Below are 23,475 nucleotides of genomic sequence, written 5' to 3' on the forward strand. Positions count from 1 at the left end.
AAGGGGATATTAATGGGCCAGGCAAAACAAAGAGGCTCACGTGAAGTGCGCATCAAGCAGGCACAAGAACGTAAGTTAGAAGGTGAGAGAATTACAATTGAGGAAGCAAAGAAACATCTTAATCTTCCTGAGGGTAGTGAGTTTAAAGGATATGTGATTCATTTGCCGGATACAGATGAATTTTTAAGCGTATTTGAGGAAACAGAAGCCATGGTAAACACTGCTTATGCAAAAATCCCGGATCTGGCTAAAGTCTTCCAGTCTATAGAAAGCGCCGTAGAAGTGGCTGAGGAGATCACCAAGCATAGAATACTTATATGTTTGCTCTTTGAGTCCGATAAACAGTATTTTATTCAACCAGTTTGGGCGAACTTTGAAGAGTAGACTTAAATGATTAGATTATGTATTGAGACTCCATCTAATGAAATTTTTGACCAGGCCCAAGAGCTTCTATTTAAACTTGGCTATGAGTGGAATGGCTTTGAAATGGAAATTGAAGGTAGCCAGAAGTTCATAGACCGCAACGGTGCTACGGCGATCTACACTCATCCTGATGACCGTACACTTGAATCTTGGATGGGGTTTAAAGATGATTCGTTGCCAGCACAGAATGATTTCGAAGGCGGTTATAAGCTAGTAACCCTGGAAGAACTGACTACTCTGTCAAAGGGAAATTGAACTGATATTGGCAGGTGTAAGCCTGCTAACATTTTATGTCGTCCCTCACTTTATAAAAGTCTAATACCTTTTTAAGATCGCTCTCCAAATCTTCGAGTGTATTGTGGTGAACGCTTCAGAAGAGCAGGAACATATTCTTTTGCATACACATCGGGATAGTCTTTGCAGATAATTTACTTCCGTTCTTCCAACGATTTTTTAGTATTGTCTAATTTATCCAGGAAGAAGCCAATCTTCTGATCTGCTACTTCAAATTGAATAGTATCTGTAACTTTTGGACTGGCTTTCAAATAAAGAATCTGGCAATAAATACAAGAAGGACTAAAGCAGTAGCGGATATTGTTATCTGCTTAACTAAGGAAAGATTGTCATCCAACTTTATGACTCGACTATCTAAGCTTGAATATACTTTTAAATAATCTGTTTTATAATCGGAGTCATCTTTTTCCTCCATTGCCAACTTCCTTAATTTTATTTCTTCATCTAATGCTTTAAGTGTTATTTTTTGATTCGCAATTTGCATTAAAACAAATACGCAAAAAATAATTATGCCTATCATAATTAAAGTATTTTTAATAAAGCCACTTGCAGAGTTTATACTATCCATTTGTCCTGCTGCCAAAACAGTAGCAATAGGTAATGTTAGTAATTGGTTCTGCATATCGGAAAAAACTTTATTAATTTTAATGGTATACTCTCTACGATCCTCTTCTACCTTATTTTTAAAATCATTAAAAGAAAACTTATCCATGTAAAGCTGGAAGTTACTTTTAACCATTCTATAAAGAGTATCAAAACCTTTTAGAAATACTGATAATGAAATTTCATTTTCTTTATACGACTCGTGCAGGCCATTTATAACTGCTAAATGTCTATCTTCTTGATGAAAATCATTTTGTATATACTCACGAATGAAGTTTTTAATAAGATTAAGATCTCTTGCTAAGTCATCCGCATGATAGTCTGAATAGATTTTTAAATTTTTCTTTCCAACAAATATAATAAAAGATCTATTACCAGCATCACCATGCAAATCTGAAATCAATTTAAGATTTGAAAATAACTCAGCAATTAAAAAAATATTATTTAATTCTTTATTAATACAAGTTGTGCCTGGTGTATATTTTACTGAGTGATCATAAATATAAAAAGATTTTGTTGGATTAGCGTCAAGTCTACGACTATCCTTTTTTAAATAATGCTCTAAATCATAAAAAATATTTGTGCCAGTCAAAGGTACTATTATTTTTCCAGTCTTTCGCTCATTATCTGAAGTATCTAAACCAAAAGACTCAAGTTGCTCTTGAATGTTTTCAAAAGATAGGTCAGATCTTTTACTGAGATAACCAGTGATTGAATTTGACTCCATTTCAAAGCAAATATTGTCTAACGACGTCAATAAATTAATGACGAAGTCAAACTTTCTTTCTACTTTTATTGTTTGAGTCATGACCCATTTAGTACCATATAAGTTACTGATTAATAGCTTTATTAAACTCTTCTTTTGCCTTTTCGCTCACATTGGTAATAATGAAATTACCTTCTGGTGAAAGAACAATGTTTCCTTGCTCGAAGTCTGCCACATTAAAAGTTACATTGATAGTGCCTGTTTTCACTGTGACTCTCATCCAGCGACGAACTGTGCCTCTATCAGGCTGAAATGAATCACTCACTTCAAAACTTTCTTCACGTAAAAAATTATAAAAACTATCTGGTTCTTCTTGGTTCAGAAGTACTGATATTTCTTTTAAATAAACAACAGGCTCACCATTTTTTGTATTTTTATTAACAGCATCAATAAGATGTTGCTTTAATATTTCTTTTTTCTCTTTAACTGTTTCTGTATTCCAGCTTTGAGTTGGAGCGTATTCTTTTAAGGCTTCAAATACAGCATCGGTATAAACTTTTGAATCTGTATAATTCACGCAGTTGATTGAGTCTTTAAAATAATCAGAAACATTAGTACTAGACTTTTTAATAAATGAGACATAAGGCTGTTTATCTTCTTCCCATTTTTTTAGATCAATTCGGGCACCTTCATGAAGTTTATCCAAATCAATTGATAAAAACTCTTCTAAATTAAGATTTGCTCTATCAAATGTAATCGCTTTTTTTTCTTTGATCATAGAAATTAGTAGATAGGTTCTATCATCTTCTAAGTACTCTAAAAAAACGATTAAACCACCTGTAGCCCACTTTAACTGTTGACCTTCAGCCAATGAGGTCATTAACCTTTCAACAAGTAGTTTTGATAGCTTAATAAAGTCTATTTTACCATCACGATATTCTTGCAATTGTAGTTGAAAGATTGAATTCTCTGATTTATCTATACAGCCATAACCACTAATTGAATTAGTATATTTTTTTCTGAGACCTGTTGAAAATGTAATAGAAGCAGATTTATCTAATGGGAATTCCTGGTCTGAATCTAGAATAAGCTTTGGCTGCAAATCACTAGGATCTTGCTTGTCATTTTTCTTATCAATTTCATGAATAATAAAATGTGTTAATTTCAAAGTATAACCTCAATAAATTTAGATAAAGATTTCTAATAAAATGTATTAACAGTCTGGTTAGAATTAATTCGCAAATTCCAGATCTACAAATCCAACGGTTCATAACATTACATTCAATTCACTGCTAAATTGTTTCTTAAACATCTCTATATAACCTGAAAACTATCAGTCATCCCCATCATCTAGAATGAGAGAGCAGTTTTCTGAGATCAATTTAATTATGAATGACATACAAGACCCCAATGAAATTATCTTGTAGAGGTATTTATACCGTTAATGGATGATTTTTCCAACAACTATATTTTGGCATATTTAGCTATATATTCTGAAAATATTCGAAATTTTATTTCTGGTTTGTAAAAATGCGAGCAACTACCTACTCATAGCATCATAATCATGGCGATGCAGGGCGTATTGTTGATCTAAATAGATAGCAAAATCTTCAAGCCTGACCATCCACGGCGCTTTTGCAGATTGCTCGATTTTAAATGCTGGAAATGGCAATTCATGGAAGTTAGCTTTCTTACGCGCCGTTTTGACATCCATATGCTTGAAATAATCTTGGACAATGGTGTCTAGGTGAACTACTGGTGATACATAACGCATGCATAGCATTGTGTAGGTATTAAGCTTTGGATCTATATGTTTCATTAATTCTTCCTTGGTCGTCCGCGTCGACTTTTAAAATCGGTTTTAAGAAAAGGAATAACAACATTGGTGTCATATAATTTCTTACCTTCTCCACCTAAATTAAATAGCTCTAATTTTTCTAAGAGGGTGTGTCTAGAAAGCGGGAAGCGTTTTGTTAACCAGGCTAAATCTACAAGATCTGGATATTGCTCTTTTTTCTAATGCAATAACTGTAGCGCCGTAGATTGAATCTCCAAGACATATTCTAGGTGGTAACTCACTTTCTACAGTGATGATATATTTCTGTTTAAACATGATTGTTGACCTGGCTTAATTGAGAAGTTGATAGCTGTTGGAGGGTAAGTACTGCACGGCCTCCTGATCTGGAGTATTGCTGTGCTCGATTCCTCCTTTTCTTATTTTGCACTGGGCTTAATCATAATTTTGAAATTACACTTTTTATCACTTTGAAAGTGACTTCTTTTCACTTTGCTATGATTTGGAACCTGGATTGAATTCTTTTTCTGATGTACTGGAACTCTTAATTACGACATTCCACAGCAGTCACTGAAATCGATTAAAAATACCGGATTCCTGTTACAAAAAAACTTAAAAAACAATCTTTCTCTTTTACGATATTCCACGCATCAATCGTAGCTGGCTAATTTCTCTACAATCCTTATGGCATAAGCATTTGCACTTTAAAAGTGATATTTTTGAAGGTAATTTCACTTTTGATGGTTTTGTTACAATTGAGGATTATAGAAATAGAAAAATATGGTTCAAAAAATTAAAGAGAGGGGAAGGTTTTTAGAATTGGCTTAAGTTTATAAAATTTAAATCTACCCAATATTGGGATCATTCCGAAAACGGTAATATTCCCAATATTGGGGTTTTGAATATACCCGTTTTTGGGGTTTTGAATATACCCGTTTTTGGGGTTTTGAATGTACCCGTTTTTGGGGTTTTGAATGTACCCGTTTTTGGGATGCAGAACCTATCAATGAATTAACCATAGAATCTATCACTTTCTGAGAGCTATCTGGATCTATTTCTTGCCGGCGAATTATTTTGATGATAGGTACAGGTAAAACACAATTTATGAATGGATTTGATTTCTAGCCCAAAGATTGATTATGGATATAGTCAAATTTCTTACTGGTTTAAGCACAGTGAGCTTTTCTTTAGAAAAACAACTAAAGGTACATTAAAAATTATTTCACGCTTAGAACGCAAATCTGAGCGATATGTGGAAGCTCAAAATTATGCAAATGATATACAAGCTGCCAGCTAAAAAAAGATTCAGTTTTAGTGAAATTAGTGGAGTAAAAGAGGTGTTTCACAGTCTCCCTCGCGCACGCGCGCGTTTTATTGAAAATATACCCATTTTTTGTGGACCTAATCCAAGTCCTAATTAGATAAATTGATAGGGCTGAACTATGAATATATTTGCTGAGTTATGCTGCTTCTCCACACCTAAAAATCTTTTTTTTAATAAGAGATTGCTAAACTATTTAGCTCCAGACCTCAACAGAATGATTGTAGATTTGAAAAATCTGGGGTGGACACTTGAGAAAATAGCCTTTGTATTACCAATATCAGGGGCTTCCTCAGTCAGAGAATGGATCTGTGGAAGTGTCATGAAATATGACAACGGCGCTGCCTTTGTTGAACTTTGGATGCATTTGACTAATAAAACAGAAAAAGAAATACCTCGAATTAATCGTTACCTTATAGCTTAGGAGGATTACACATGGGATCTAAAAAGAAGTTTTTTGAACCGATTACAGGAACCAATATTAACCGGGCTATTGATCTATGTAAAAGCACTCCAGAAAAATTGAAAAAATTTCAGGAAGATATTCGTTATCTAGATTCTAATCAGCTTTTTCAGAAGCAATTTATTCATCAGTTATTAGTTATAGTAAATGACCTTGAAGAATTAAATCAGTTGCTATTAATTATGGCGAAGCCAAAAGATATATATTATTCCTCTTTAAGGACAGCATTAGCTTGGATCAACAATATATCGAATGCTTTAATTATTACGGGGTATTATCTCGATCCTGAGAATAAATATAAGCGTCTATTGAACAAGCATTCGTTTGGTTTTGAAATAAATTTAATTTTAAAGAAAGTGGACTCTGTAAAACAAATTTTAGAACGTATAAGTAAGGGAGATCCCGTTAATAGGAGAATTCATTGAATACATGAATTTTTGATTTTATATAAATGAGTAAATAGGAGGCTTTAAAACCTCCTTTTTTTAGTGCTGTATATACCCATTTTTTAGGGAGTTATAACCCATTAATTTTGAAGTATTGAGTAAACTACTTTGAGAATAAAATGGTATTAATTCCACGTTCATCAGGCCGAAACATGCCGCGACCTACATTGCAACAACATACGCCTATAACCGGACTCGGAAGCATTGGTAAAGCTGTTGATGATGTGCTTGAAGCGCGTAAAGAGGAAAAAGATAAAAAAGAGAAAGCTGACTTCGCTTTACAGTCCTCTAAAATTGGTGCTGATATCAATGTTGTAGACAGTGACCTTACTCTTAAAATCCAGACTGGTGAGCTTCCTTATGAAGAAGCAGTAAAGCAGCGGCAGCAAAGCCTGGAATCAATCAAGACTCAGTATAAGACTGCCGTACCAAAACAATTCGAGCAAAGCTTTAATAATTACTTTGAACAGCATTCTTACCAGAGCGCATCCAAGTATTTGCCGATCGCACAGAAGTCAGAACAGCAACAGGCCATTGTCCAGCTCAAGGACATGCGAGAAAACTACCTTAAGAATCCCAATGCTTCTGAAAAAGAGGTCTGGAATGGATTAGCTTTGTATGCGCAATCTAAAGGCTTACCTCTGGCTCATGTTCAGGATACTTTTAATGAGTACAAAAATAATCGCTCCAGCAATGATGTAGCTGCATTCTATTTAGGAAATAAGTCGGACAATGCAAAGCTTACTGAACTAACGACTCCTGAAGCTGTAATAGCAAAACATCCCAATTTAACCCAAGAGCAGGCTGTTTACTGGAGTGGTCGTGCACTCACTCAAATGGATCAGAATAACCGTGCGGCTGCATTGCAGCAAAAACAGTTGGATGATGATGCCAAAGATGCTGTTAATGAGATGAAAGCAGACATCGAAACAGGCTTAATCCCAAGTGAAGACGTCATCAAATCTCGTTTGGCACGTGTTAAGGGTACGGAAAAAGAGTCTGAGTTTGTCCAATACAGTGGAGCTTTGGTTGAAGTCCAGCAGTTCATGAGATTAGGGCCAGATGAACGTGAAGCCTATCTGAGCAAGAGACGGGTAGAAGCTCAAAATACGGCGCAGGACAATCCAAAAGATGTCAGTTGGAAATTGAATCTTCTGTCGAAGACTCATGAGAACATGCTCAATTATGAGAAAAATAACTCCACTTTGGCCTACTCGATTAAGACAGGTCAGGATCTAACAGTAGTACCTACCAATGCAATTTTAAGTGGTAACCCTGAAGCCATTGCAGCTTTGTCTAAGAATATTAAATCTATTCACGCAAATAACGTATTGAATGGCACGGTAGGATCCTTAAATCCATTCTCGACACAGCAACAATCTGAATTAAAGCAGTTCTGGGAAAAAGCCAAACCAGGTGACAAATTAAGTTTGCTTACCAGTCTTTATAAATCCAGCGCAGGCAATGCCAATGCATCCAGAGACATGATTAAAGGAATTGCTGGTGATAGTGGTGCATATCGTTTATCTGCTTCGCTCAATAACAGAGGTCTGCAAGATATTGCTGGCCAGATCGTTACTGGGCAGGATCTGATTGAAAAGGGGTTGGTCAAGGTCGATGAAAGTGGCTTAACAAAGCATACAGAAGCGTATTTAGCCGGTATCACCTCACCAGGTAAACCAGACTTTCAAATCTATCTGGATTCAATAAAAGCCAACTATGCTTATTTGGTTCAGAAATCCGAAAAGGTCACCGATTCAAAGGGAAATATTCTAAACAAGACCATTGATGAAGAGCTTTTTAATAAAGCAGCTAAGAATGTCACAGGGGGCAAGTTCACTTCAGGGGGATTCTTCGGAAGTAAATCGGTAGTGTTGCGACCTCATACTGTAGGCGAAAAATCTTTCCGTGAGCAGCTGGAGAGCTTTAACTCTCGTAATGCCCGTAACTATGGTGGATCTGACAAAGACTTCTTTTTGGATCTGCCTTTAGAGCAAGACCCTAAGAATCCATACGTCTATTACTTCAAGAATGGCACCAAATACATCATGGATGCCACTGACAAAAAAAGACAAAAACGTTTAGCTTTTACGGTTCGATGAGGTAGATATGGATTTTTTAGCAGATGACGAATTAACGTTAAATCAGGATGATCCTCGCTTCAAACCTAAGAGTGAGCGTGGTGGATTTAGTGATGGAGCTTTAGGTATTGTTTCTGGTGTTGCCATGGGTACTGTTGAGGCAGCTACTGCACCAGATGCCTTGATACGTGGTGATAAGAAAGCAGCGGCACTAAGAGCGCAAAACCTTGAGATCTTTAAACCTGATGACTTAGGGGGAGTAGGTGAGTTTACCTATGGCCTGACTAAAGACTTCACTCGTATTGGTTGGAACGCCGTCACAACATTAGGTACAGGCGGTGTACCCGGTTTAGCATTAAATTCTGGGCTATTTGGATACCAGACCTTTGAAGCAGAGAAATCAGATTTATTGAATAAAGGAGCAGATGTAAAAACTGCTCGCACTGGTGGCGCCATTAAAGGGCTTGCAGATGCAGCAAGTTTTGCGATTCCTACCCACGGCGTTGCTAAATCAGTGGTCGCTGATGCTGTGGCCACTACTGCGCTGGCTACTGGGGCAGGGGTCGCTGGTGATTATTTAGAAGGTTCGTTTCTTAAAACCAATGAAAATAAAAAGGTCGCTCAATACGGTGAGGCATTAAAGGAAAATGCTTTAAGTCCATCCACATTAGCAGCAAACGGCGGGATGGCCTTATTACTCAACTTGTGGGCGAACAAAGGGCGTTTACGACCAGAGCAGATTAAAGACCATAGTAATGTAGATACTATGAATGATGCGGCTCATATTCAGGCCAACATCGAGCATGCAGAGGGTACGAATCCATTTAGCCCAACTAATGCAAAAGAGGCCAATTCACACTTTGATGCATTGGATAGTGCAATGGAGAGTGCATTGAATGATGAGCTGGTCAGCTTAAAAGCACCAGTGACAGGCACACCTAAAGCAGTAGTAACCAGTACACCAGTGGTACCAATAACAGGTACACCGAAGGCTATTGTAAGACCAAGCGCTATCAATACTGATGAACATAAAGCGCCAGTAATAGCCGATGTCTTGACTAACCCTGTATTTGATAAAAAACCGTGGACAAAAACGATTGTCCAGGAAGCCTCTAAACGGGGTATCAATCCAGTGGATGCCTTAATCATTTCCCATTTGGAAACTGGTGGCACCTTCAGCACTTCAATCCAGCCAAAGGACAGAAACGGTAAGTTACTATCTTCCGCTACCGGCTTATTCCAGACTTTGGATAGCACCTTTGCCCGTATGGGAGGTAAGAACAAGTTTGATGGCAATGATCAAATTAAAGCGGGCCTGAACTACTACGAACATAACTCCAAGGTTTTTCGTACTCACTTTAATCGAGATCCGAATGGCCTAGAGCTTTACTACCTGCATTTCTTTGGTGAGGGTGGTGGACCAGCATTTTTAAAGGCTAAGGATAATGAGCTTTTTGTTGATGTGGCCACACGCTGGAGTAAAGGCAATCAGAAAAAGACTGCAAGACAGATTGCAGAAGGTATCACTTCAAGTCATCAATTCAATGGTATGACCGTAGGACAAGTAAAGGCCAAATACGAAAAGCGCTGGAACGAAATCGCAAGTCTTTATAGTGATGTTAGTCCAGATGCTTCAGTAAGATCTACTGAAGTCCGAGGGAGCGAATCAGAGTTCCCACAGTTTGAGTCTGATATAACTGCGCCACCTGCTTACAAGTCCCAATCTGATGCTGAAATTGAAGCAATGCCTTTTGTACTCAGTGCAGATGAGCATAGTGTGAAGTCACTCCAGGAAGAGTTTGAAGCCCTATCTTCTCCATTGACCAAGGAGGATCTGGAATACCTCAAGGCTACGGCGCATTATCAGTATTCTGAAGGTGGTGCTTACCGAACGCCGTATGTTGAACCTCAAGTCGATTTATCTGGTCCCGGTAATAGCGCTAACCGTAATTTGGATACATTGGACTCTGATCTTTACCAGCTTGAGCCAGAACAACAACGCGTTATTCTTCCAGGTCCAGAATCGAACACTTTAGATATCAATACCAGAACATCAGATTCAAATATTCAGCAAAACTCAATTATCGCAGGGGTAGATAATTGGACTCCAACCAGATCGCAAAACTACCTTAAACGAGAGCGGTCAATGGATGATGGGGGAGTTATTCAAGAGCTACACAATAGTACTTCTAATACGACATTCCAGCGCCAAGTTAATCAAGATGGCACCATTAGCCTATGCTGGGCCTGTCCTATACCAAATCGATCCTCCCTGAATACATGAAGCAATTGAAACAGGGTGCCACACGTGATGAAGCATTGCGGTTTGGCCTTGGGATTAACGAAATGGCCGGTTCAATGACCCGTTTCGGTGATGCTGATATTGTCAGTAGTGCTACCAAGTCAGGCCGCTTTAATGCACGTATGCAGGCTTTTGCTGCAACAACTATGAAACTATCAGGACTGAACGCCGTCACCGCAGGAGCGAAACGAGCGCTTAATCTGGTGCATATGAATAAGCTTGCTGAAATGACCCGTAAAACGGATTGGAAGGATCTTGGTGCAGATGATCTTAAGATCCTGCAGGGGAACGGTATTACCGAACGTGACTGGCAGTTGTGGCAGCAGCTGGAGCCAAGTAAGCGTGAAGATGGGACGGCGGTACTTTCGCAGAATGATTTTTTTAATGCACCAGATGATGTGATTAAGCAGTTTTTGCCATTGGACAAGCAGGATAGTGCGAACGCCATTGCTGACTTCCGCTATAAGGCTGCAATGAAGTATCAGACTCATATCTTCAATGAGGAATCCGTAGCTATCATTGAGGCCGGTGTACGTGAGCGCAGCATCATTAACTTAGGTGAAGCCGGAACTATCCAAGGGGAATTGGGCCGAACCTTATTCCAGTTCAAAGGCTTCCCATTGGCTTATATGTTCCGTATTGGTCATCGTGCCTTTGCCCAGGGAGACATTAAGAGCAGAGTGACGTTCCTAGCTTCGCTACTGGCTTATCAAACTTTAGCAGGTGCATTGATCGTCCAGACTCAGAACTTGGCCAATGGTAAGAATCCGGAGCCTGTATTCACGATAGATTTCTTTGGTAAGTCACTTCTTAAAGGTGGAGGACTTTCATTCCTAGGTGACATCATGTCTGCGCTTTCAGATCCAACTGGTCGAAGTGCCTCAGACTTTATCAGCGGTCCATTATTAGGCCAGAGTATGAAGCTGGGTATGTTGCTCACAGGTATGGGGAACAACATAATTGAGGGCAAAGAGTCTACTCGGATGATGGAAGTGGCAAATACATTGAAGAGTAATATTCCATTGCAGAACCTTTGGTACAGTAAGTTGGTAGTTGATCGTATGCTGTTTTCTAAAATGCAGAATATGATTGATCCTGATTATTTACCAAGAACACAGCAACGGCTTGAGAACTTGGGTAATAGTTACTGGTGGGATTTATCAGAATAAAATTAGGAGCTTCAGCTCCTTTTTTATAATATGGTATTAACTATCACACTTTAAAAATGAAAGAAATGAATAAATTTTTACTTAAGGTATTAATGTCTTTAGCATGCTTTAGTGCATTTAATTGTATCGCTGTGGCAGCTTCAGAATTTGATATAGCTGATATCTTTAACTCTGATGGGACACCTAAAGAAGGATCTATCAATGGAGTTAAATTTATTTCAGCTAAAGAGAATGGATTACTAACTTTAGCCCTATTTGATAGTGAGTCGATTCCAAACAAGAGCGGTGATAATTACTGGTTTTTAAGCTGTAACTCTTACAAAGATAATTATAATATGAATGCAGTTATATGCGGAGCACAGAGAGGGGAATTCAAAATTTTGTTGGGCTCGTTAGGATATATTATTGAAATGGAAAATAAGCCAAGAGGTGGGGGACGCTATATAGTGGCATTTGATAAGGAGCCTAGTTTTGAGGCAACTTACCGTATTGTTGATAAGGTCGAAGTTAAGAAATTCTTAGCCAAAATGATCGATTCAAAAAAGATGCAGTACTCTTATAAAAATGAGAAAAATAAATATATTTCTAATGAAAGAAAAATTCAGAATACAGGCCTAACAATTTCTCTCCTCAAAGATATGAGAGATTATTATTAAATTGGTCAAAAAATATAAAAATCTACTGTTACACGATAAAAAATGGACAATTTAAGGGTGTTACATGATAATTGTTTGAGGTGTTACACGATAAAAAAAGGTGTGTTACATGATAGTCTACTGTCTGTTACACGATAAAAATACTGAATAATGACTACTTACTAACATTTTTAAAAGCCCTATTTAGGGCTTTTAAATGATATTTAAAGTAACCCTAATTGACCAATATCGTATTTATATGTTTGCCATTCACCTTCGCGTGGGAATCTATCAATCCCGGTTTCATTCTTCCAAAGTTCAATAAATGCTTCACCATTTTCATAGTTAGGTACTCCACCACGTGCCCATTCGCTAACAGTAGATGCACCTGATATTGGTAATACAAAGGCTATTTTCTCATGTGACCATCCAAGGTTACGCAAATCTACAATCATTCTGTTGAAGTCTGGGCGCTTATATCCTCGGCGCTTAATGAAGAACTCTTTTACTTTTTTTTGGGTTTTCAGATTTTTAAATCTTTCAGCAGGTGAATTCTTAAATACAGTCGAGTCTATACAACTGTTATCCACAAACATCATATTGTTGCTCCTTGGATTTGATTAAGTGCTTCATGATCTAAATTAGTAAATTGGCAGTACTTCAATTGAGCATGCATGTACGCGGTACCAGCTTCGCCGTGGCGGTTCTTTCCTACAATAGCCTCAGCAATACCCCGGTATTGAGATTCCTTGTTATAAACTTCGTCTCTGTACAAGAAAATAATTTGGTCGGCATCTTGTTCAATTGCACCTGATTCGCGTAGATCCGACATCATTGGTCTTTTGTTTGGTCGCTTCTCTAGTTCACGGTTGAGCTGAGATAACAGGACTATGACGCAATTAAATTCTTTGGCCATGGCTTTAAGTTCACCAGTGAAGTAGGCGATTTTTAAATCTTCTCGGGCAAACTGTTTTGTAGTCTTCATGATCTGAAGGTAATCCACCAGTACCACACCAACGGTACCGTACTGATGTTTTACTTTACGGATAGATTCCCTGATATTCGCTATCGAGGGACGAGACATATCATTGATATACATCGGTACTTTTTGAAGCATCGCAACGGCGTTTGTATATGCTGTAAATTCCTCTTTAGGTAGTAGATGAGGGGAATTGCGTACTACTCCAATATCTGCCGGTGCAATCGCGCAACAGAGACGCATGGCAATCTGCTCTTTAGGCATTTCGCCAGACATGATGAGGGTAGGCTTTTTCTGTACGACTGCTACATTGTTTGCGATGAGCTGGAGCATCGTAGTTTTACCCATCGCGGGCCGTGCAGCCACCACCATTAGACATCCAGGTTCGACATCGCCTAACTTTTTGTCTAAGTCATATATACCGGTCTGGATTCCTTTAATCATCGAATTGCCAGCAAGTGCAGCTTCAATCTTACGGTGCATCTCAAGAAATGTATTGGATGCAGCATCATGAATATGAAAGAGTGATTCACTTCCAGTTTCAGTATTCAGATCTGCAAAAGCAGTTTGTGCATTCTGGACCAGCTCACCACGGCTCACAGTTAAGTTCCGAGCATGATTAATCACCTTCATGGCTTCAGCTTCAACTTGCCTGCATGTCGTAAGATCCTTCAATTTCTCAGCATAAGACACCAGGTTATAAAAGCTGGAAGGGGCATCACCTAAAATTTGCATGATGTATTGCTCACCACCGGCAGCTTCAGAATAGTTACGCATTTCTAACCACTGGTTAACCAATACGGCGTCATATGGTGAATTTTTAGAATCAAGATCTACTATGGCCTGAAAAATTAGTTTGTGGCGTGTAGCGTGGAAATCTTCCTCGGTCAGTAGATTTTCAACTTGGCTATACGAATTTGAAACAGTCATCAGCGCTGCAAGTACAGCTTGTTCAATTTGTAGATTATGAATCGGCGTATTCATTGAGGACCTCCTAATAGGCTCTTAGGCTTAGTCGGTAAATTAAGAAATGGTTGAGCAGTATTAGCTTGCTGTCCGGTTAGAGACTGAATGCCATATTCAGGATTCTGCTTTTTGTAGCGTTCAAACTTGTCTACGATCCAAGCCGTGAACTTATGAAGTTTTTTACTGTCAGATAGTCCGCTGTTATCAAAATAAGAGTTGAATGCACTCAGCTCGAATTCAAAGCTAGGTAGGCCAAAGATTAGGTCTATATTGTTGCTGTGACCTGCCATCTTTATCTTTGTTATCAACTGATCCACATCAGGAATCCAGTCATGCTCTTGAGAGAGATTCATTGGTAGATTCCCTGATAGGTTCTGCACCCCGTTTTTGGGATCATTCAACATCCCGTTTTTGGGGTTATTCAAAGCACTATTTTTGGGATCATTCCCATTTTTGGAATCATTCCGTTTTTGGGATTGTTTAATGTTCCCGTTTTTGGGTGTATTAGCATCATCTAGATTTTGGGTGTATTCCTCGCGACCCTTTACGCCGTTGAGCTTGAGAACACGAACACGTCTGGTAGGTCCTGTGCGCTCTCCAGTATCTTCGACCAGACCAAGTTTAATTAACTCTAAAATAACTTTTTGAACTGTTTTTTTATCCAGCACGGTATCTTTAGCCAAGCGCTCTATGCTTGGCCAAGCCGTATGTTCTTCACCGGCCCGATCTGCTAATGAAAGCAGAACGAGACGTTGTGATGAGTTATTTACTGGAGCAGCCCAAGCCCACCGTGTTGCATCAATGCTCACTGGATCCTCCTTGCTGATAAATTTTGTTTAGCGCATTTACCAGCCGTTCGCCTGTAATTTTCACCAGGCTAGGATATGTGGGAGGAAGTGGGTTCCTTGGTGGAGTGGCTTCTTCTGCTTGTGCTGTTTTATTCAAATCTCGAGAAGGCTTATCCATTTTTAGTAGCCTCCCATTCTGATTCATACTTTTCGCTTTCAATATCGAATGTATTGCTATGAGTTTCGGCCAAGTACGCGGCGATATGAATTAAGCGTTCAAGAGTCGCGAAGACGGCGCCATGAGTATTTTGCTTAATAGCCTCTTTGATTATTTCGACTTCATCTTTAGCTTCATAAAACATGGTCTCAAGCCATGATGTATTTTCATAAGCTAATGAGTATGCATAGTACAGATCACCAGCATCGTACTGATCATCAGGCTTATGCGTATGTCTGTTAAGTTCACGCATGTAAGTGTCTGCTTGACTGTTAGCAAGCTGCTGGGAAATTATTATTAGATTTTCTAGTTCAGCAAAAGCAGAGGAGTCGGCTTTATCATTTTCTTGTACAAATGCTTTAACGAAAGCCGTTGCTTTGTTGATCTGGTTAGCCAAAGTTCGAAGTTGTGTGGCAGCTTCAGATGCAAGTGAATAGGCACTGATAATATCAGCGACACTGTAAAAAGGAATTGATTGTTCTGGAAATTGAATTTGTACTTTAGCGTTCATGATGAATGCGCTCCTTGTGTTTGTTTAGGAGCTTTACCAGTCACGACCAAGTGAGGGTGGCAAAGCTGAAAAGGGTTGGTCGACAGGTACACAAGAGACCTGCACATCCGAAGATGTCCCTCTCCAGCTTCACCATAGAGATGCAGAAGCATAGAGATTTTACGCATAAAAAAAGCCCGTAGCGGACTGTATGCGCTTGTGTATTCATAGCCGACCAAAGCTAATCTAGTGATTTTGCACCAGACAGACTTAATATAAATCAATAAAATTAATTTGAAAAGGGCGAAGTTAAAAATAGGTGAATATTTCATGAAATAACCCCTTCACTTACTAATTTTTGAATTACCCAAGCTTCGCCTTTCGTCGTAAACATTGGTTGTGAGTAACCCAGATCAGTTTGTTTTAATTCGCCAAACCCTTTATCGATAAACCATTGTTGAAATACACGTGCACGCTTTACGCCGTGGCTATAAACTTTGAGAGAGTCCAAAAGCTTATTTAAGGCTATAGCGGATAAACCAATTTTCTGAGCTACTTGAGTCGCATTGAGTAAAGTGTCACGAACTACAATTTTTTCGTAGTAATCAACCTTTGGTTTATCTTCTTCAATTTTTCGTGCCTGATCTGCTGCTAACTGAAGTGCTTCAGAGAAAGATTGAGGGAGTTGTGGTCTTTGAGTGATCAGTGCATCAAATGTATTGATAACTTTTAAATTGAATGATGGGCTAATCCACATAGCGTATGCATAAACAATTTGCTTAACAGCATATGTACCTTGATTTAAGCCCCCGCGTACCACTTCGACAGGGGATACAGGGATTCCTGTATCGATTAAAGCTTGAACAAGTTCTTGAGTTTGTTTGTTTTCAAGGAAGTACTGAGGCTGGTTTTTACGTTCCCCACCACTGGCTTGATGTAGGTCATTTAGGCAAAAACGCCCAAGTTGATCTTGATGAATTGTAGCTCCATCAATATTTATTTGAACTGACGAAAGAGTTATTAAGTTTTTAGAAGCATTCATAATCATGCCTCCATTTGAGCTGCAGCAGCTTCTTTCTTGTTATTGTGCCATTCAATAATATCCTGATAATCAAAGAAAACGGGCGCTTGTTTTGATGTACCCATCTTCATCGGACGTGGAAATGTAGGATCTTTGCGTATAGTGTGTCGAAGGGACTCACGTGTTACATCAAGTAGCTGACAAGCAGTACCAAATTGAATTCGGATTGGTTTTGTTTGAACCATGTTGATAACCAAGTTTGCAAGAACATGGTTGTAATTAATCAGAAAGTTATTGGGGTGACGAAGACCCAAAGGGGTAACTGTATTATTGTTTATTAGGCGTTACCCCAAATTTAAGTGTTTATATTTAATAGGTTTTATGGGGTAACACCTTTAGTTATTTTTTCTTTAGAACTATTTGATTTTTGAGTTACCTCCAGTTTTTGCATTGGGGTGACGGCAAATCTTGTCTATACACTTTTTCATATAGTCATTATTAGTAAATTCTGGATAATTATCTCCGATCCAATCCATCACAGTGCTTTGTTTTGGAGCTATATCTGTTTCTGGATTATATTTTATCCAAAATTCTTGAATTACTCCTTTTATTGCTTTTAATGCAGGTGTTAAGTATTGATTGGGATCTACTTGAGTGATCATAGTATTAACTTGGGGCTCTTTAGCTCCCAATACAGTGCTAGAATGAAATTTTAATTTTTCTATTTCAATCAGTTGTTTAGACACTTTAAAGCGTAAATAATTAATTTCTGATAAAGGATCTTCAATGTTTGAAAAGTCTATAACCTCTGGTTTAGGTCTTTTTCGACCTTCAAAATAAAAAAGATAAGGAGCACATCTACCTTCAAAGTTCCTTTTATTAAAATTATTTATTACGTATCCGCGGTTAACTAGGAATTCTGCTAGATCAAGTTGGGGGATATCCGTTTCGTTGACACTTTTTAAGATTTCAAGTTCGATAGCTCTTTGAATTAAGACCAAAGCATCATAAGTTTTGGGATAATTCATTTTAAATTGATCTTTATTATTTTTGTACAACAATACAATTATATCCGGATCATCCTTTGATATTAAACATGCAGCTTCAATGGGAGTAAAAAAATCGTTTTTAAACAATTTTGTTAAAAATGGTCTGTCTGAATAATCCAAAAAAGCAACAGGTTTAGGTTTGTTATTAGGATTTAAAATATTTTTTACTTCATTTACATGAAAAACAATTTCTTTAGACTTAAAAGGATTCCCTTCAAAATACTTTATTTCGTGTAACCATCTTTTTTCTTGAATGTCATCATCAATCATTTTAGGTAAGGCTTTAAGATACTCATCTTGTTTAAGATATGGAAACTCGGTATTAGGTGAAATATAGTCAATAATTTTTTCAACATCAAAAAACACACCACCAGTTTCTGAATTTGAGTGATCTATATAATCAATAAAATCTGTAACGTAGATATAGCCTTTAAATGCTTTTGACCAACTCACAGTTCTACTATGAGCAATAGGATCACGTTTGTCTAAACCATTTTGGAAACGTTCCTCATGAATACAAATAATATTACCTTCGAAGTATAAACAAGGATGTAATTCACCGAGTCTACAATGATGTTTAATTGTACTAATATTCAACTTATTTTCTGAAGCGACTAAAAGTTCATCTAAAGTATATAAAGTTTGCATTCTTGCCTCCCACGGCACCCCCAAATAGGAGCTAAGCCAATCGGATTGGGTATCCGACTTTCGGGAGCTAACCTAGGCTTAGCAAACTGTTAAAATTGATTATTTCATCAATTTCGCATACTTAAATTGTATGATCTCGTCACCTAAAATCTGTGCTGTATAATCATATGGACTAATACTTGTTTCTTTAGTTGCATCTAAATAACTACTCCACCAATTGAGCATTGTTTTTCTTTCTTCTAAGAACTCTGCTTTATGGGTATATGCAAGTCGTACATTATTACGCTCTTGATGACTCATTTGTTTTTCGACAGCATCTTTTTGGAATAGTTTACTTTGGATTAGGGCGGCACAGGCCATACCTCTAAATCCATGGCCACAAACTTCAGTGTTTGTGTCATATCCAAGACGGCGTAGAGTTTTATTGATAGTAGATTCACTCATAAAACCATGCGGATCGCCGTTTTTAGGAAAAACATTTTGAGTGTGTCCGCTGTATTTGTAGATCTCTTTTATTATATTTAGTGCCTGATTCGAGAGAGGAATTAAATGAGGTGTCTTCATTTTCGCACCACGATGAGAATATTTGTAACCTTCTACAAAATCTCTAGTTGGGGGAATCGTCCAAATAGCATTCTCAAAATCAAATTCCTTCCACCTTGCAAATCTAATTTCACTTGAACGAGCAAAGGTATGTAATGCAAATTCAACACATAGTCGAGTAAGTGGATGACCTGTATCGGAAGCTAATTTAGCTTGTAACTCGGGTAATCTTTCTAAAGGTAGTTGAGGGTGATGTTTAGTTTTCTTTGAAAGAATGAAAATATCTTGAAGACCATAGGCTGGATTGCTTTCAATAAATCCTTTTGACATTGCAAATGCAAAAATACTTGTTAGCCGTTGCCGGGTTTTTTTTACAACTTCGGTATAACCTAGATCCTCAATACTTTTAATTACTTGAATCAGTTCTTTTGGCTTAATTGCATCAATAGGTTTTTTCCCCAGTTTTGGAAAAACATACTCTTCCATATTCTTAAGAGCTCTTTCTGCTGTTTCAGTTCCCCAGCGTCCAGTATTTTTATATGCTGTATGCCATTCTCGAGCTATAGATTCAAAATTATATTTATTGTCTAGTTTAGCCTTTTGTATTTCGCTGTATTCAATTGGATCTATTCCATTGGCTAATAGTGTCTCCAATTCACGGCGCTTATCTCTGGCTGCTTTTAAACTTAAAGCAGGGAAGTTACCCAATGTCATTAAGCCATCTTTACCATTAGCTCTTTTATATTTAAATCGCCATACTTTTGAGCCACTTTTACGAATGAATAGAATCAGCCCATGACCATCGTATAAGGAATAATCTTTTTCCTGCGGCTTTGCACCGGTGCATTTGGAGTCGGATAGCGGAATAGTTTTCTTAGCCATGGCAGAATAAGGATACGTATTGAGTAGAACTTTATATATCCTCAATCATATCCTTAAATATTGCAACTATATCCTTATGTATTTATCTATATTCTTCTATGATTTGTATATAAATATTTGAATAATAATTACTTTTAACTAAATTGTTTTATATTTTGCTATTAGGTTTGTGCGCCCTGCGGGACTCGAACCCACGTCGGTCGCTTAGGAGGCAACTGCTCTATCCAGTTAAGCTAAGGGCGCATAATTTTATGATTATAAACAAAAAAGCTATTGCTAAGGCAATGGCTTTTTTCATGTTTTAGGTATTAAAAATTTTGCCATAGTTGTTAATAAAAAGTTAGATCATTCAAAGGTTTTATAATTATTCATGTCTTATATAAAAAATAGAGTTTATAAAGCTAAAAATCACAAAAAATTCATGTTTGCCTTTCTATGATCTGAAGCAAAACACGAAAACATTCAAGGCAAGCGATCGGGTAAGTGAAGCTATTTTCGGAAGGTTGTTTGTTAAAGAATCAGATTTGGTTACAGCATAATTTAAAAGGTCATAACATGAAAAAAATTGATGAACAGGACTTATCTAGAATTATTGAAATGGCATGGGAAGATCGAACCCCATTTGAAGCAATTGAGCGAGAGTATGGCTTGCGTGAAAGTGAAGTTATTCGTTTAATGAGATACAACTTAAAATCGAGCAGTTTTAAACTCTGGCGCAAGCGTATGGCAGGGCGTAAAACCAAGCATCAGCAATTACGTTCACCAGAAGTTGAAAGAGCTTACTGTTCTCGCCAGTATAAATATGCTTAAGAGCATTAAATATAATCAATTGAAATACAACTGATTCAACAATGAAGAGTAGTGTTGAATCAGTGAAAACAATCGCGTGAAATATTTACTTATTTGAGCGGGCTTGTCGTTTACATCTTTCAGAGCAATATTTTACTTCTTCCCAGCAACGTTCCCATTTTTTTCGCCAGTCAAAAGGGCGTTGACAATAGACACATATTTTCTGGGGTAGATGCTGTTTTTTCATGATCTTAAAGCTTATCAAGTTGATGAATAATTAACTTTGCATGCTGCATAACAGAAGCTTTATCTTTCATACGATCAAGGTTTTTGTAGACCATCGCCATTCTGGGATTTTGACGAAATATGGCCTCATGCTGGCTCATAAAATACCAATACAAGCTGTTAAATGGACAACTGTCTGGTTCAGTTTTGGTTTTGACGTTATATGTACAGTGCTGACAATAATTTGACATTTTATGTATGTAATTACCTGATGCAGCATAGGGTTTACTTGCCATGATGCCGCCATCTGCATACATCGCCATGCCTAATGTATTGGGTAATTCGACCCATTCATAAGCATCTACATAGACAGCTAAATACCATTCGCAAATTTCTGATGGATTTACACCTGCTAAAAGCGCAAAGTTGCCTGTAATCATTAAACGCTGAATATGGTGAGCATAGCCATGTTCAAAGGTAGTTCTGAAACACTCGGCCATACATGCCATTTTTGTATCACCTGTCCAGTAATATTGTGGCAGCGGCGTGGTGGCATGAAGGGTATTTTGATCGCTATAGTCAGGCATAGACAACCAATAGATTCCACGCACATATTCCCGCCACCCTAATATCTGACGAATAAATCCTTCTACTGCATTTAAGGGGACCTGTCCGTTGTAATAGGCTGTTTGAGCAGCGTCACATATCTCTTTGGGTAATAACAATCCACAATTTAAATAAGGCGAGAGCAGACTATGAAACATAAAGTCTGAACCATAAACCATAGCATCTTGATAATCGCCAAAGTGGGGCAGGTTATTAGAAATAAAATGGTCTAAAGCAAGTAAGGCATTTTGACGGGTTGTTGCCCATAGAAAGGAATTGAGATTGCCGATATGTTGAGAAAATTCTTTCTTGACCAGTTGAATAACATCTATATCAATTTGATCATGCTCAAAGGCTAATTTTTGTGGCAAAGGTGGATTGCCTGACCACGCTTTTCGATTGGCTTGATCAAAGTTCCATTGCCCGCCTACGGGTTGTTGGTCATGCATTAAATAGTGAGTTTGCTTGCGCATTTCTCGGTAAAAGTATTCCATCCTTAGCGTTTTATATTTGTTTGCCCATTGCTTGAATTGTTCTACGGTACAAAAGAAGCGATCATCTTCTAAACAAATAACAGGTAGTTTTAGTGAGTTAGACCATGAAGTATCGATTTCATGCTGTAAGCGATACTCACCACATTGGGTAACGACGAGAGTATTCGGGAAGAAGTGTTGCTCCTGCAAAGCAATAAAGTCGACTAACTTTTTTATATGACTTTCGCGCTTAAATGTGTGATAACGGATTTTCCAGCCCTGTGCTTTTAATTCTTTTGCAAAGTGTCGCATTGCACTAAAAATTAGCGCTATTTTTTGTGGATGATGGGCAACATAAGATGTTTCCTCAAGCACTTCAGCCATCAAAATAATGTCTTCATTTCGGTTTAAATACTTGAGCGTTGCGAGTTGGTGATTTAATTGATCACCCAGAATTAAACCAAATCGCATATTTTTTGCTTCATGAGATGGAACTAAAACTAGTCTAAATTTTCAGAGATCAATTTTATGTGAAGCAGTGCTTCTAAGTTCATCACTGGTCAGTTAGCTATAAAGTCATAGTTATAACTTAAAAGCATAGTATGCGTGAATAAAATGTGATTTTAATCAAAAAGATACAAATTAAATAAATTGAAGATGTTTGTCAGTATGCGTAAGATTTTTGAAAAATATGTTTTAAGCTTGATCCTTTTGAAGAAGCTATAGAGGCCGTCGAAAGGTTCTTCACTCGAGTATATAAATGGATACCAACAACCTTCCTATTGCTTATATTTTTCAGCAACAACAACTTTTGGTTGATACGAATTTTAATCTGCCTTGCCTTAAACGGCAGGAACATGATTTACATATACAAGCAGACCCTCAAGTAATAGCAAGAGATTTCCAAGAAGGTGAACGTATACCAAATGGATATCAATTCATACCTATTCGCCAACTCTTACAGTATTGGACTAAACCGCAGTTTGAACAGGCGAGTCGTGCTTTACAGTTACTAGAGTGGCGTCGTAATCATCAATTTTGTAGTCGTTGCGGACATAAAACCCAGCAGCATAAGACCGAATATTCTATGACTTGTCCTGTATGTAATTTCAGTCAATATCCTAGAGTTAACCCTTGTGTGATTACTATTATTACACGTGGAGAGAACGAGATTTTGCTGGCTAAAAATGCCAGAAATACGGGCCAGATGTACAGTTTAATCGCTGGCTTTGTCGAGGTGGGGGAAACACTAGAAGATGCTGTGCGACGTGAAACATTAGAAGAAGTTGGATTACATATTAAGAATATTCAGTATTTGGCGAGTCAACCATGGCCATTTCCGAGTAACTTAATGTTGGCCTTTAAAGCCGAATATGAAGCGGGCGAAATTGAAATTCAGAAGAAAGAACTCAGTGATGCTCAGTTTTTCAAATTTGATCAGTTACCTGAAATTCCATTTAAGGGCAGTATTGCGCATGCAATGATTATGCATGTTATTCATGGCACACCTGTTGCTGATGACACAAAACAGTGGCTCTAAGCAGACATTCAGATATGCTTT

General features: G+C 37.8%; 23 protein-coding genes, 1 tRNA gene and 2 pseudogenes. 11 read left to right on the forward strand and 15 right to left on the reverse strand.

Translation table 11 applies throughout. The features are described from left to right. Positions 1 to 12: 12 nt before the first annotated feature. Together J678_RS13580 and J678_RS13585 are read left to right on the forward strand one after the other, a co-directional pair. Positions 13 to 384 carry a hypothetical protein gene (locus J678_RS13580; RefSeq protein WP_017393858.1) on the forward strand — a complete coding sequence of 124 codons (372 nt, stop codon included), beginning with the start codon at positions 13 to 15 and terminating at the stop codon, positions 382 to 384. A 6-nt stretch (positions 385 to 390) separates the two neighbouring features. Beyond that, positions 391 to 678 (forward strand): hypothetical protein, encoded by a 288-nt coding sequence (locus J678_RS13585; RefSeq protein ID WP_017393857.1) that lies wholly within the window; start codon positions 391 to 393, stop codon positions 676 to 678. Between the two features lie 286 nt (positions 679 to 964). On the opposite strand, the gene J678_RS23860 is transcribed toward J678_RS13585, so the two are convergent. The 3 genes from J678_RS23860 to J678_RS13600 all read right to left on the reverse strand — a co-directional run bounded on the left by J678_RS23860 (position 965) and on the right by J678_RS13600 (position 3,845). Next, positions 965 to 2,128, reverse strand: a complete 1,164-nt coding sequence (locus tag J678_RS23860) for a hypothetical protein (protein ID WP_017393856.1) — start codon at positions 2,126 to 2,128, stop codon at positions 965 to 967. Positions 2,129 to 2,150: 22 nt separating this feature from the next. After that, entirely contained in the window at positions 2,151 to 3,194 is a 1,044-nt protein-coding gene (locus tag J678_RS13595; protein WP_017393855.1) for a nucleoid-associated protein, read from the reverse strand. Positions 3,195 to 3,566: 372 nt separating this feature from the next. Then, on the reverse strand, positions 3,567 to 3,845 hold the full coding sequence (locus J678_RS13600) for a pyocin activator PrtN family protein (RefSeq protein ID WP_017393854.1): 279 nt from the start codon (positions 3,843 to 3,845) through the stop codon (positions 3,567 to 3,569). A gap of 1,084 nt (positions 3,846 to 4,929) precedes the next feature. Here J678_RS13600 and J678_RS13605 point away from each other — a divergent pair. From J678_RS13605 to J678_RS13630, 7 genes and pseudogenes are all read left to right on the forward strand, one after another. Beyond that, positions 4,930 to 5,118, forward strand: coding sequence for a hypothetical protein (locus tag J678_RS13605; RefSeq protein WP_000364294.1), 189 nt, complete (start codon positions 4,930 to 4,932; stop codon positions 5,116 to 5,118). A gap of 145 nt (positions 5,119 to 5,263) precedes the next feature. Then, on the forward strand, positions 5,264 to 5,566 hold the full coding sequence (locus tag J678_RS0104215) for a hypothetical protein (RefSeq protein ID WP_001019822.1): 303 nt from the start codon (positions 5,264 to 5,266) through the stop codon (positions 5,564 to 5,566). Positions 5,567 to 5,577: 11 nt separating this feature from the next. Then, the gene (locus tag J678_RS13610; RefSeq protein ID WP_005064446.1) at positions 5,578 to 6,030 is read left to right on the forward strand and encodes a hypothetical protein; all 453 of its coding nucleotides are present in this window, start codon (positions 5,578 to 5,580) and stop codon (positions 6,028 to 6,030) included. Between the two features lie 140 nt (positions 6,031 to 6,170). Continuing rightward, the gene (locus J678_RS13615) at positions 6,171 to 8,153 is read left to right on the forward strand and encodes a hypothetical protein (RefSeq protein ID WP_017393853.1); all 1,983 of its coding nucleotides are present in this window, start codon (positions 6,171 to 6,173) and stop codon (positions 8,151 to 8,153) included. A 7-nt stretch (positions 8,154 to 8,160) separates the two neighbouring features. Further along, a pseudogene (locus J678_RS13620) lies at positions 8,161 to 10,368 on the forward strand (hypothetical protein); the annotation flags it as partial. A gap of 2 nt (positions 10,369 to 10,370) precedes the next feature. Further along, positions 10,371 to 11,603: pseudogene (locus J678_RS23545) on the forward strand (hypothetical protein); the annotation flags it as partial. A gap of 56 nt (positions 11,604 to 11,659) precedes the next feature. Continuing rightward, the gene (locus J678_RS13630; protein WP_000661776.1) at positions 11,660 to 12,259 is read left to right on the forward strand and encodes a hypothetical protein; all 600 of its coding nucleotides are present in this window, start codon (positions 11,660 to 11,662) and stop codon (positions 12,257 to 12,259) included. A 203-nt stretch (positions 12,260 to 12,462) separates the two neighbouring features. Here the strand turns inward: J678_RS13630 and J678_RS13635 are convergent, their stop codons facing one another. The 10 genes from J678_RS13635 to J678_RS13675 all read right to left on the reverse strand — a co-directional run bounded on the left by J678_RS13635 (position 12,463) and on the right by J678_RS13675 (position 20,064). After that, entirely contained in the window at positions 12,463 to 12,837 is a 375-nt protein-coding gene (locus J678_RS13635) for a hypothetical protein (RefSeq protein WP_004739791.1), read from the reverse strand. Continuing rightward, positions 12,834 to 14,201, reverse strand: a complete 1,368-nt coding sequence (dnaB, locus tag J678_RS13640; protein WP_004739789.1) for a replicative DNA helicase — start codon at positions 14,199 to 14,201, stop codon at positions 12,834 to 12,836. Before dnaB ends, J678_RS13635 begins: the two co-directional genes overlap by 4 nt. After that, a complete protein-coding gene (locus J678_RS13645; protein WP_000020576.1) occupies positions 14,198 to 14,992 on the reverse strand; it encodes a helix-turn-helix domain-containing protein in 795 nt (264 codons plus the stop codon). The genes dnaB and J678_RS13645 overlap by 4 nt, the downstream gene beginning before the upstream one ends. Beyond that, positions 14,982 to 15,149, reverse strand: a complete 168-nt coding sequence (locus tag J678_RS23685; protein ID WP_004739786.1) for a hypothetical protein — start codon at positions 15,147 to 15,149, stop codon at positions 14,982 to 14,984. The genes J678_RS13645 and J678_RS23685 overlap by 11 nt, the downstream gene beginning before the upstream one ends. Continuing rightward, the gene (locus tag J678_RS13650; protein WP_000992316.1) at positions 15,142 to 15,699 is read right to left on the reverse strand and encodes a hypothetical protein; all 558 of its coding nucleotides are present in this window, start codon (positions 15,697 to 15,699) and stop codon (positions 15,142 to 15,144) included. The genes J678_RS23685 and J678_RS13650 overlap by 8 nt, the downstream gene beginning before the upstream one ends. 307 nt (positions 15,700 to 16,006) lie before the next feature. After that, positions 16,007 to 16,726: a KilA-N domain-containing protein gene (locus J678_RS13655; RefSeq protein WP_000605667.1), complete on the reverse strand. Its 720-nt coding sequence runs from the start codon at positions 16,724 to 16,726 to the stop codon at positions 16,007 to 16,009. Beyond that, positions 16,723 to 16,944 carry a hypothetical protein gene (locus J678_RS13660; RefSeq protein ID WP_000250867.1) on the reverse strand — a complete coding sequence of 74 codons (222 nt, stop codon included), beginning with the start codon at positions 16,942 to 16,944 and terminating at the stop codon, positions 16,723 to 16,725. The genes J678_RS13655 and J678_RS13660 overlap by 4 nt, the downstream gene beginning before the upstream one ends. A 171-nt stretch (positions 16,945 to 17,115) precedes the next feature. Then, positions 17,116 to 18,396, reverse strand: a complete 1,281-nt coding sequence (locus J678_RS13665; protein WP_001194248.1) for a hypothetical protein — start codon at positions 18,394 to 18,396, stop codon at positions 17,116 to 17,118. 99 nt (positions 18,397 to 18,495) lie between these two features. Continuing rightward, entirely contained in the window at positions 18,496 to 19,821 is a 1,326-nt protein-coding gene (locus J678_RS13670) for a tyrosine-type recombinase/integrase (protein WP_016653611.1), read from the reverse strand. 170 nt (positions 19,822 to 19,991) lie between these two features. After that, positions 19,992 to 20,064 (reverse strand) — tRNA-Arg (locus J678_RS13675). Between the two features lie 312 nt (positions 20,065 to 20,376). On the opposite strand from J678_RS13675, the gene J678_RS13680 reads away from it, so the two are divergent. Further along, positions 20,377 to 20,631 carry a TIGR03643 family protein gene (locus tag J678_RS13680; protein WP_004705831.1) on the forward strand — a complete coding sequence of 85 codons (255 nt, stop codon included), beginning with the start codon at positions 20,377 to 20,379 and terminating at the stop codon, positions 20,629 to 20,631. A gap of 85 nt (positions 20,632 to 20,716) precedes the next feature. Here J678_RS13680 and J678_RS23140 read toward each other — a convergent pair whose 3' ends face one another. Together J678_RS23140 and J678_RS13685 are read right to left on the reverse strand one after the other, a co-directional pair. Then, positions 20,717 to 20,857 (reverse strand): DUF2256 domain-containing protein, encoded by a 141-nt coding sequence (locus J678_RS23140; RefSeq protein WP_077162469.1) that lies wholly within the window; start codon positions 20,855 to 20,857, stop codon positions 20,717 to 20,719. Between the two features lie 4 nt (positions 20,858 to 20,861). Continuing rightward, positions 20,862 to 22,385, reverse strand: coding sequence for a cryptochrome/photolyase family protein (locus J678_RS13685; RefSeq protein ID WP_017393851.1), 1,524 nt, complete (start codon positions 22,383 to 22,385; stop codon positions 20,862 to 20,864). A gap of 289 nt (positions 22,386 to 22,674) precedes the next feature. Between J678_RS13685 and nudC the strand changes: the two genes are divergently transcribed. Then, a complete protein-coding gene (nudC, locus tag J678_RS13690) occupies positions 22,675 to 23,454 on the forward strand; it encodes an NAD(+) diphosphatase (RefSeq protein ID WP_017393850.1) in 780 nt (259 codons plus the stop codon). Positions 23,455 to 23,475 lie beyond the last annotated feature (21 nt).

It is taken from the genome of Acinetobacter sp. 1424608 (genome assembly GCF_000588255.1).
GTDB lineage: Bacteria > Pseudomonadota > Gammaproteobacteria > Pseudomonadales > Moraxellaceae > Acinetobacter > Acinetobacter nosocomialis.

Bases quoted from the DNA above. Each gene is read 5' to 3' on its own strand.
- J678_RS13580 (WP_017393858.1), top strand. From the start codon at position 13: ATGGGCCAGGCAAAACAAAGAGGCTCACGTGAAGTGCGCATCAAGCAG.
- J678_RS13585 (WP_017393857.1), top strand. From the start codon at position 391: ATGATTAGATTATGTATTGAGACTCCATCTAATGAAATTTTTGACCAG.
- J678_RS23860 (WP_017393856.1), bottom strand. From the start codon at position 2,128: ATGACTCAAACAATAAAAGTAGAAAGAAAGTTTGACTTCGTCATTAAT.
- J678_RS13600 (WP_017393854.1), bottom strand. From the start codon at position 3,845: ATGAAACATATAGATCCAAAGCTTAATACCTACACAATGCTATGCATG.
- J678_RS13605 (WP_000364294.1), top strand. From the start codon at position 4,930: ATGGATTTGATTTCTAGCCCAAAGATTGATTATGGATATAGTCAAATT.
- J678_RS0104215 (WP_001019822.1), top strand. From the start codon at position 5,264: ATGAATATATTTGCTGAGTTATGCTGCTTCTCCACACCTAAAAATCTT.
- J678_RS13610 (WP_005064446.1), top strand. From the start codon at position 5,578: ATGGGATCTAAAAAGAAGTTTTTTGAACCGATTACAGGAACCAATATT.
- J678_RS13615 (WP_017393853.1), top strand. From the start codon at position 6,171: ATGGTATTAATTCCACGTTCATCAGGCCGAAACATGCCGCGACCTACA.
- J678_RS13630 (WP_000661776.1), top strand. From the start codon at position 11,660: ATGAAAGAAATGAATAAATTTTTACTTAAGGTATTAATGTCTTTAGCA.
- J678_RS13635 (WP_004739791.1), bottom strand. From the start codon at position 12,837: ATGATGTTTGTGGATAACAGTTGTATAGACTCGACTGTATTTAAGAAT.
- dnaB (WP_004739789.1), bottom strand. From the start codon at position 14,201: ATGAATACGCCGATTCATAATCTACAAATTGAACAAGCTGTACTTGCA.
- J678_RS23685 (WP_004739786.1), bottom strand. From the start codon at position 15,149: ATGGATAAGCCTTCTCGAGATTTGAATAAAACAGCACAAGCAGAAGAA.
- J678_RS13650 (WP_000992316.1), bottom strand. From the start codon at position 15,699: ATGAACGCTAAAGTACAAATTCAATTTCCAGAACAATCAATTCCTTTT.
- J678_RS13655 (WP_000605667.1), bottom strand. From the start codon at position 16,726: ATGATTATGAATGCTTCTAAAAACTTAATAACTCTTTCGTCAGTTCAA.
- J678_RS13660 (WP_000250867.1), bottom strand. From the start codon at position 16,944: ATGGTTCAAACAAAACCAATCCGAATTCAATTTGGTACTGCTTGTCAG.
- J678_RS13665 (WP_001194248.1), bottom strand. From the start codon at position 18,396: ATGCAAACTTTATATACTTTAGATGAACTTTTAGTCGCTTCAGAAAAT.
- J678_RS13670 (WP_016653611.1), bottom strand. From the start codon at position 19,821: ATGGCTAAGAAAACTATTCCGCTATCCGACTCCAAATGCACCGGTGCA.
- J678_RS13680 (WP_004705831.1), top strand. From the start codon at position 20,377: ATGAAAAAAATTGATGAACAGGACTTATCTAGAATTATTGAAATGGCA.
- J678_RS23140 (WP_077162469.1), bottom strand. From the start codon at position 20,857: ATGAAAAAACAGCATCTACCCCAGAAAATATGTGTCTATTGTCAACGC.
- J678_RS13685 (WP_017393851.1), bottom strand. From the start codon at position 22,385: ATGCGATTTGGTTTAATTCTGGGTGATCAATTAAATCACCAACTCGCA.
- nudC (WP_017393850.1), top strand. From the start codon at position 22,675: ATGGATACCAACAACCTTCCTATTGCTTATATTTTTCAGCAACAACAA.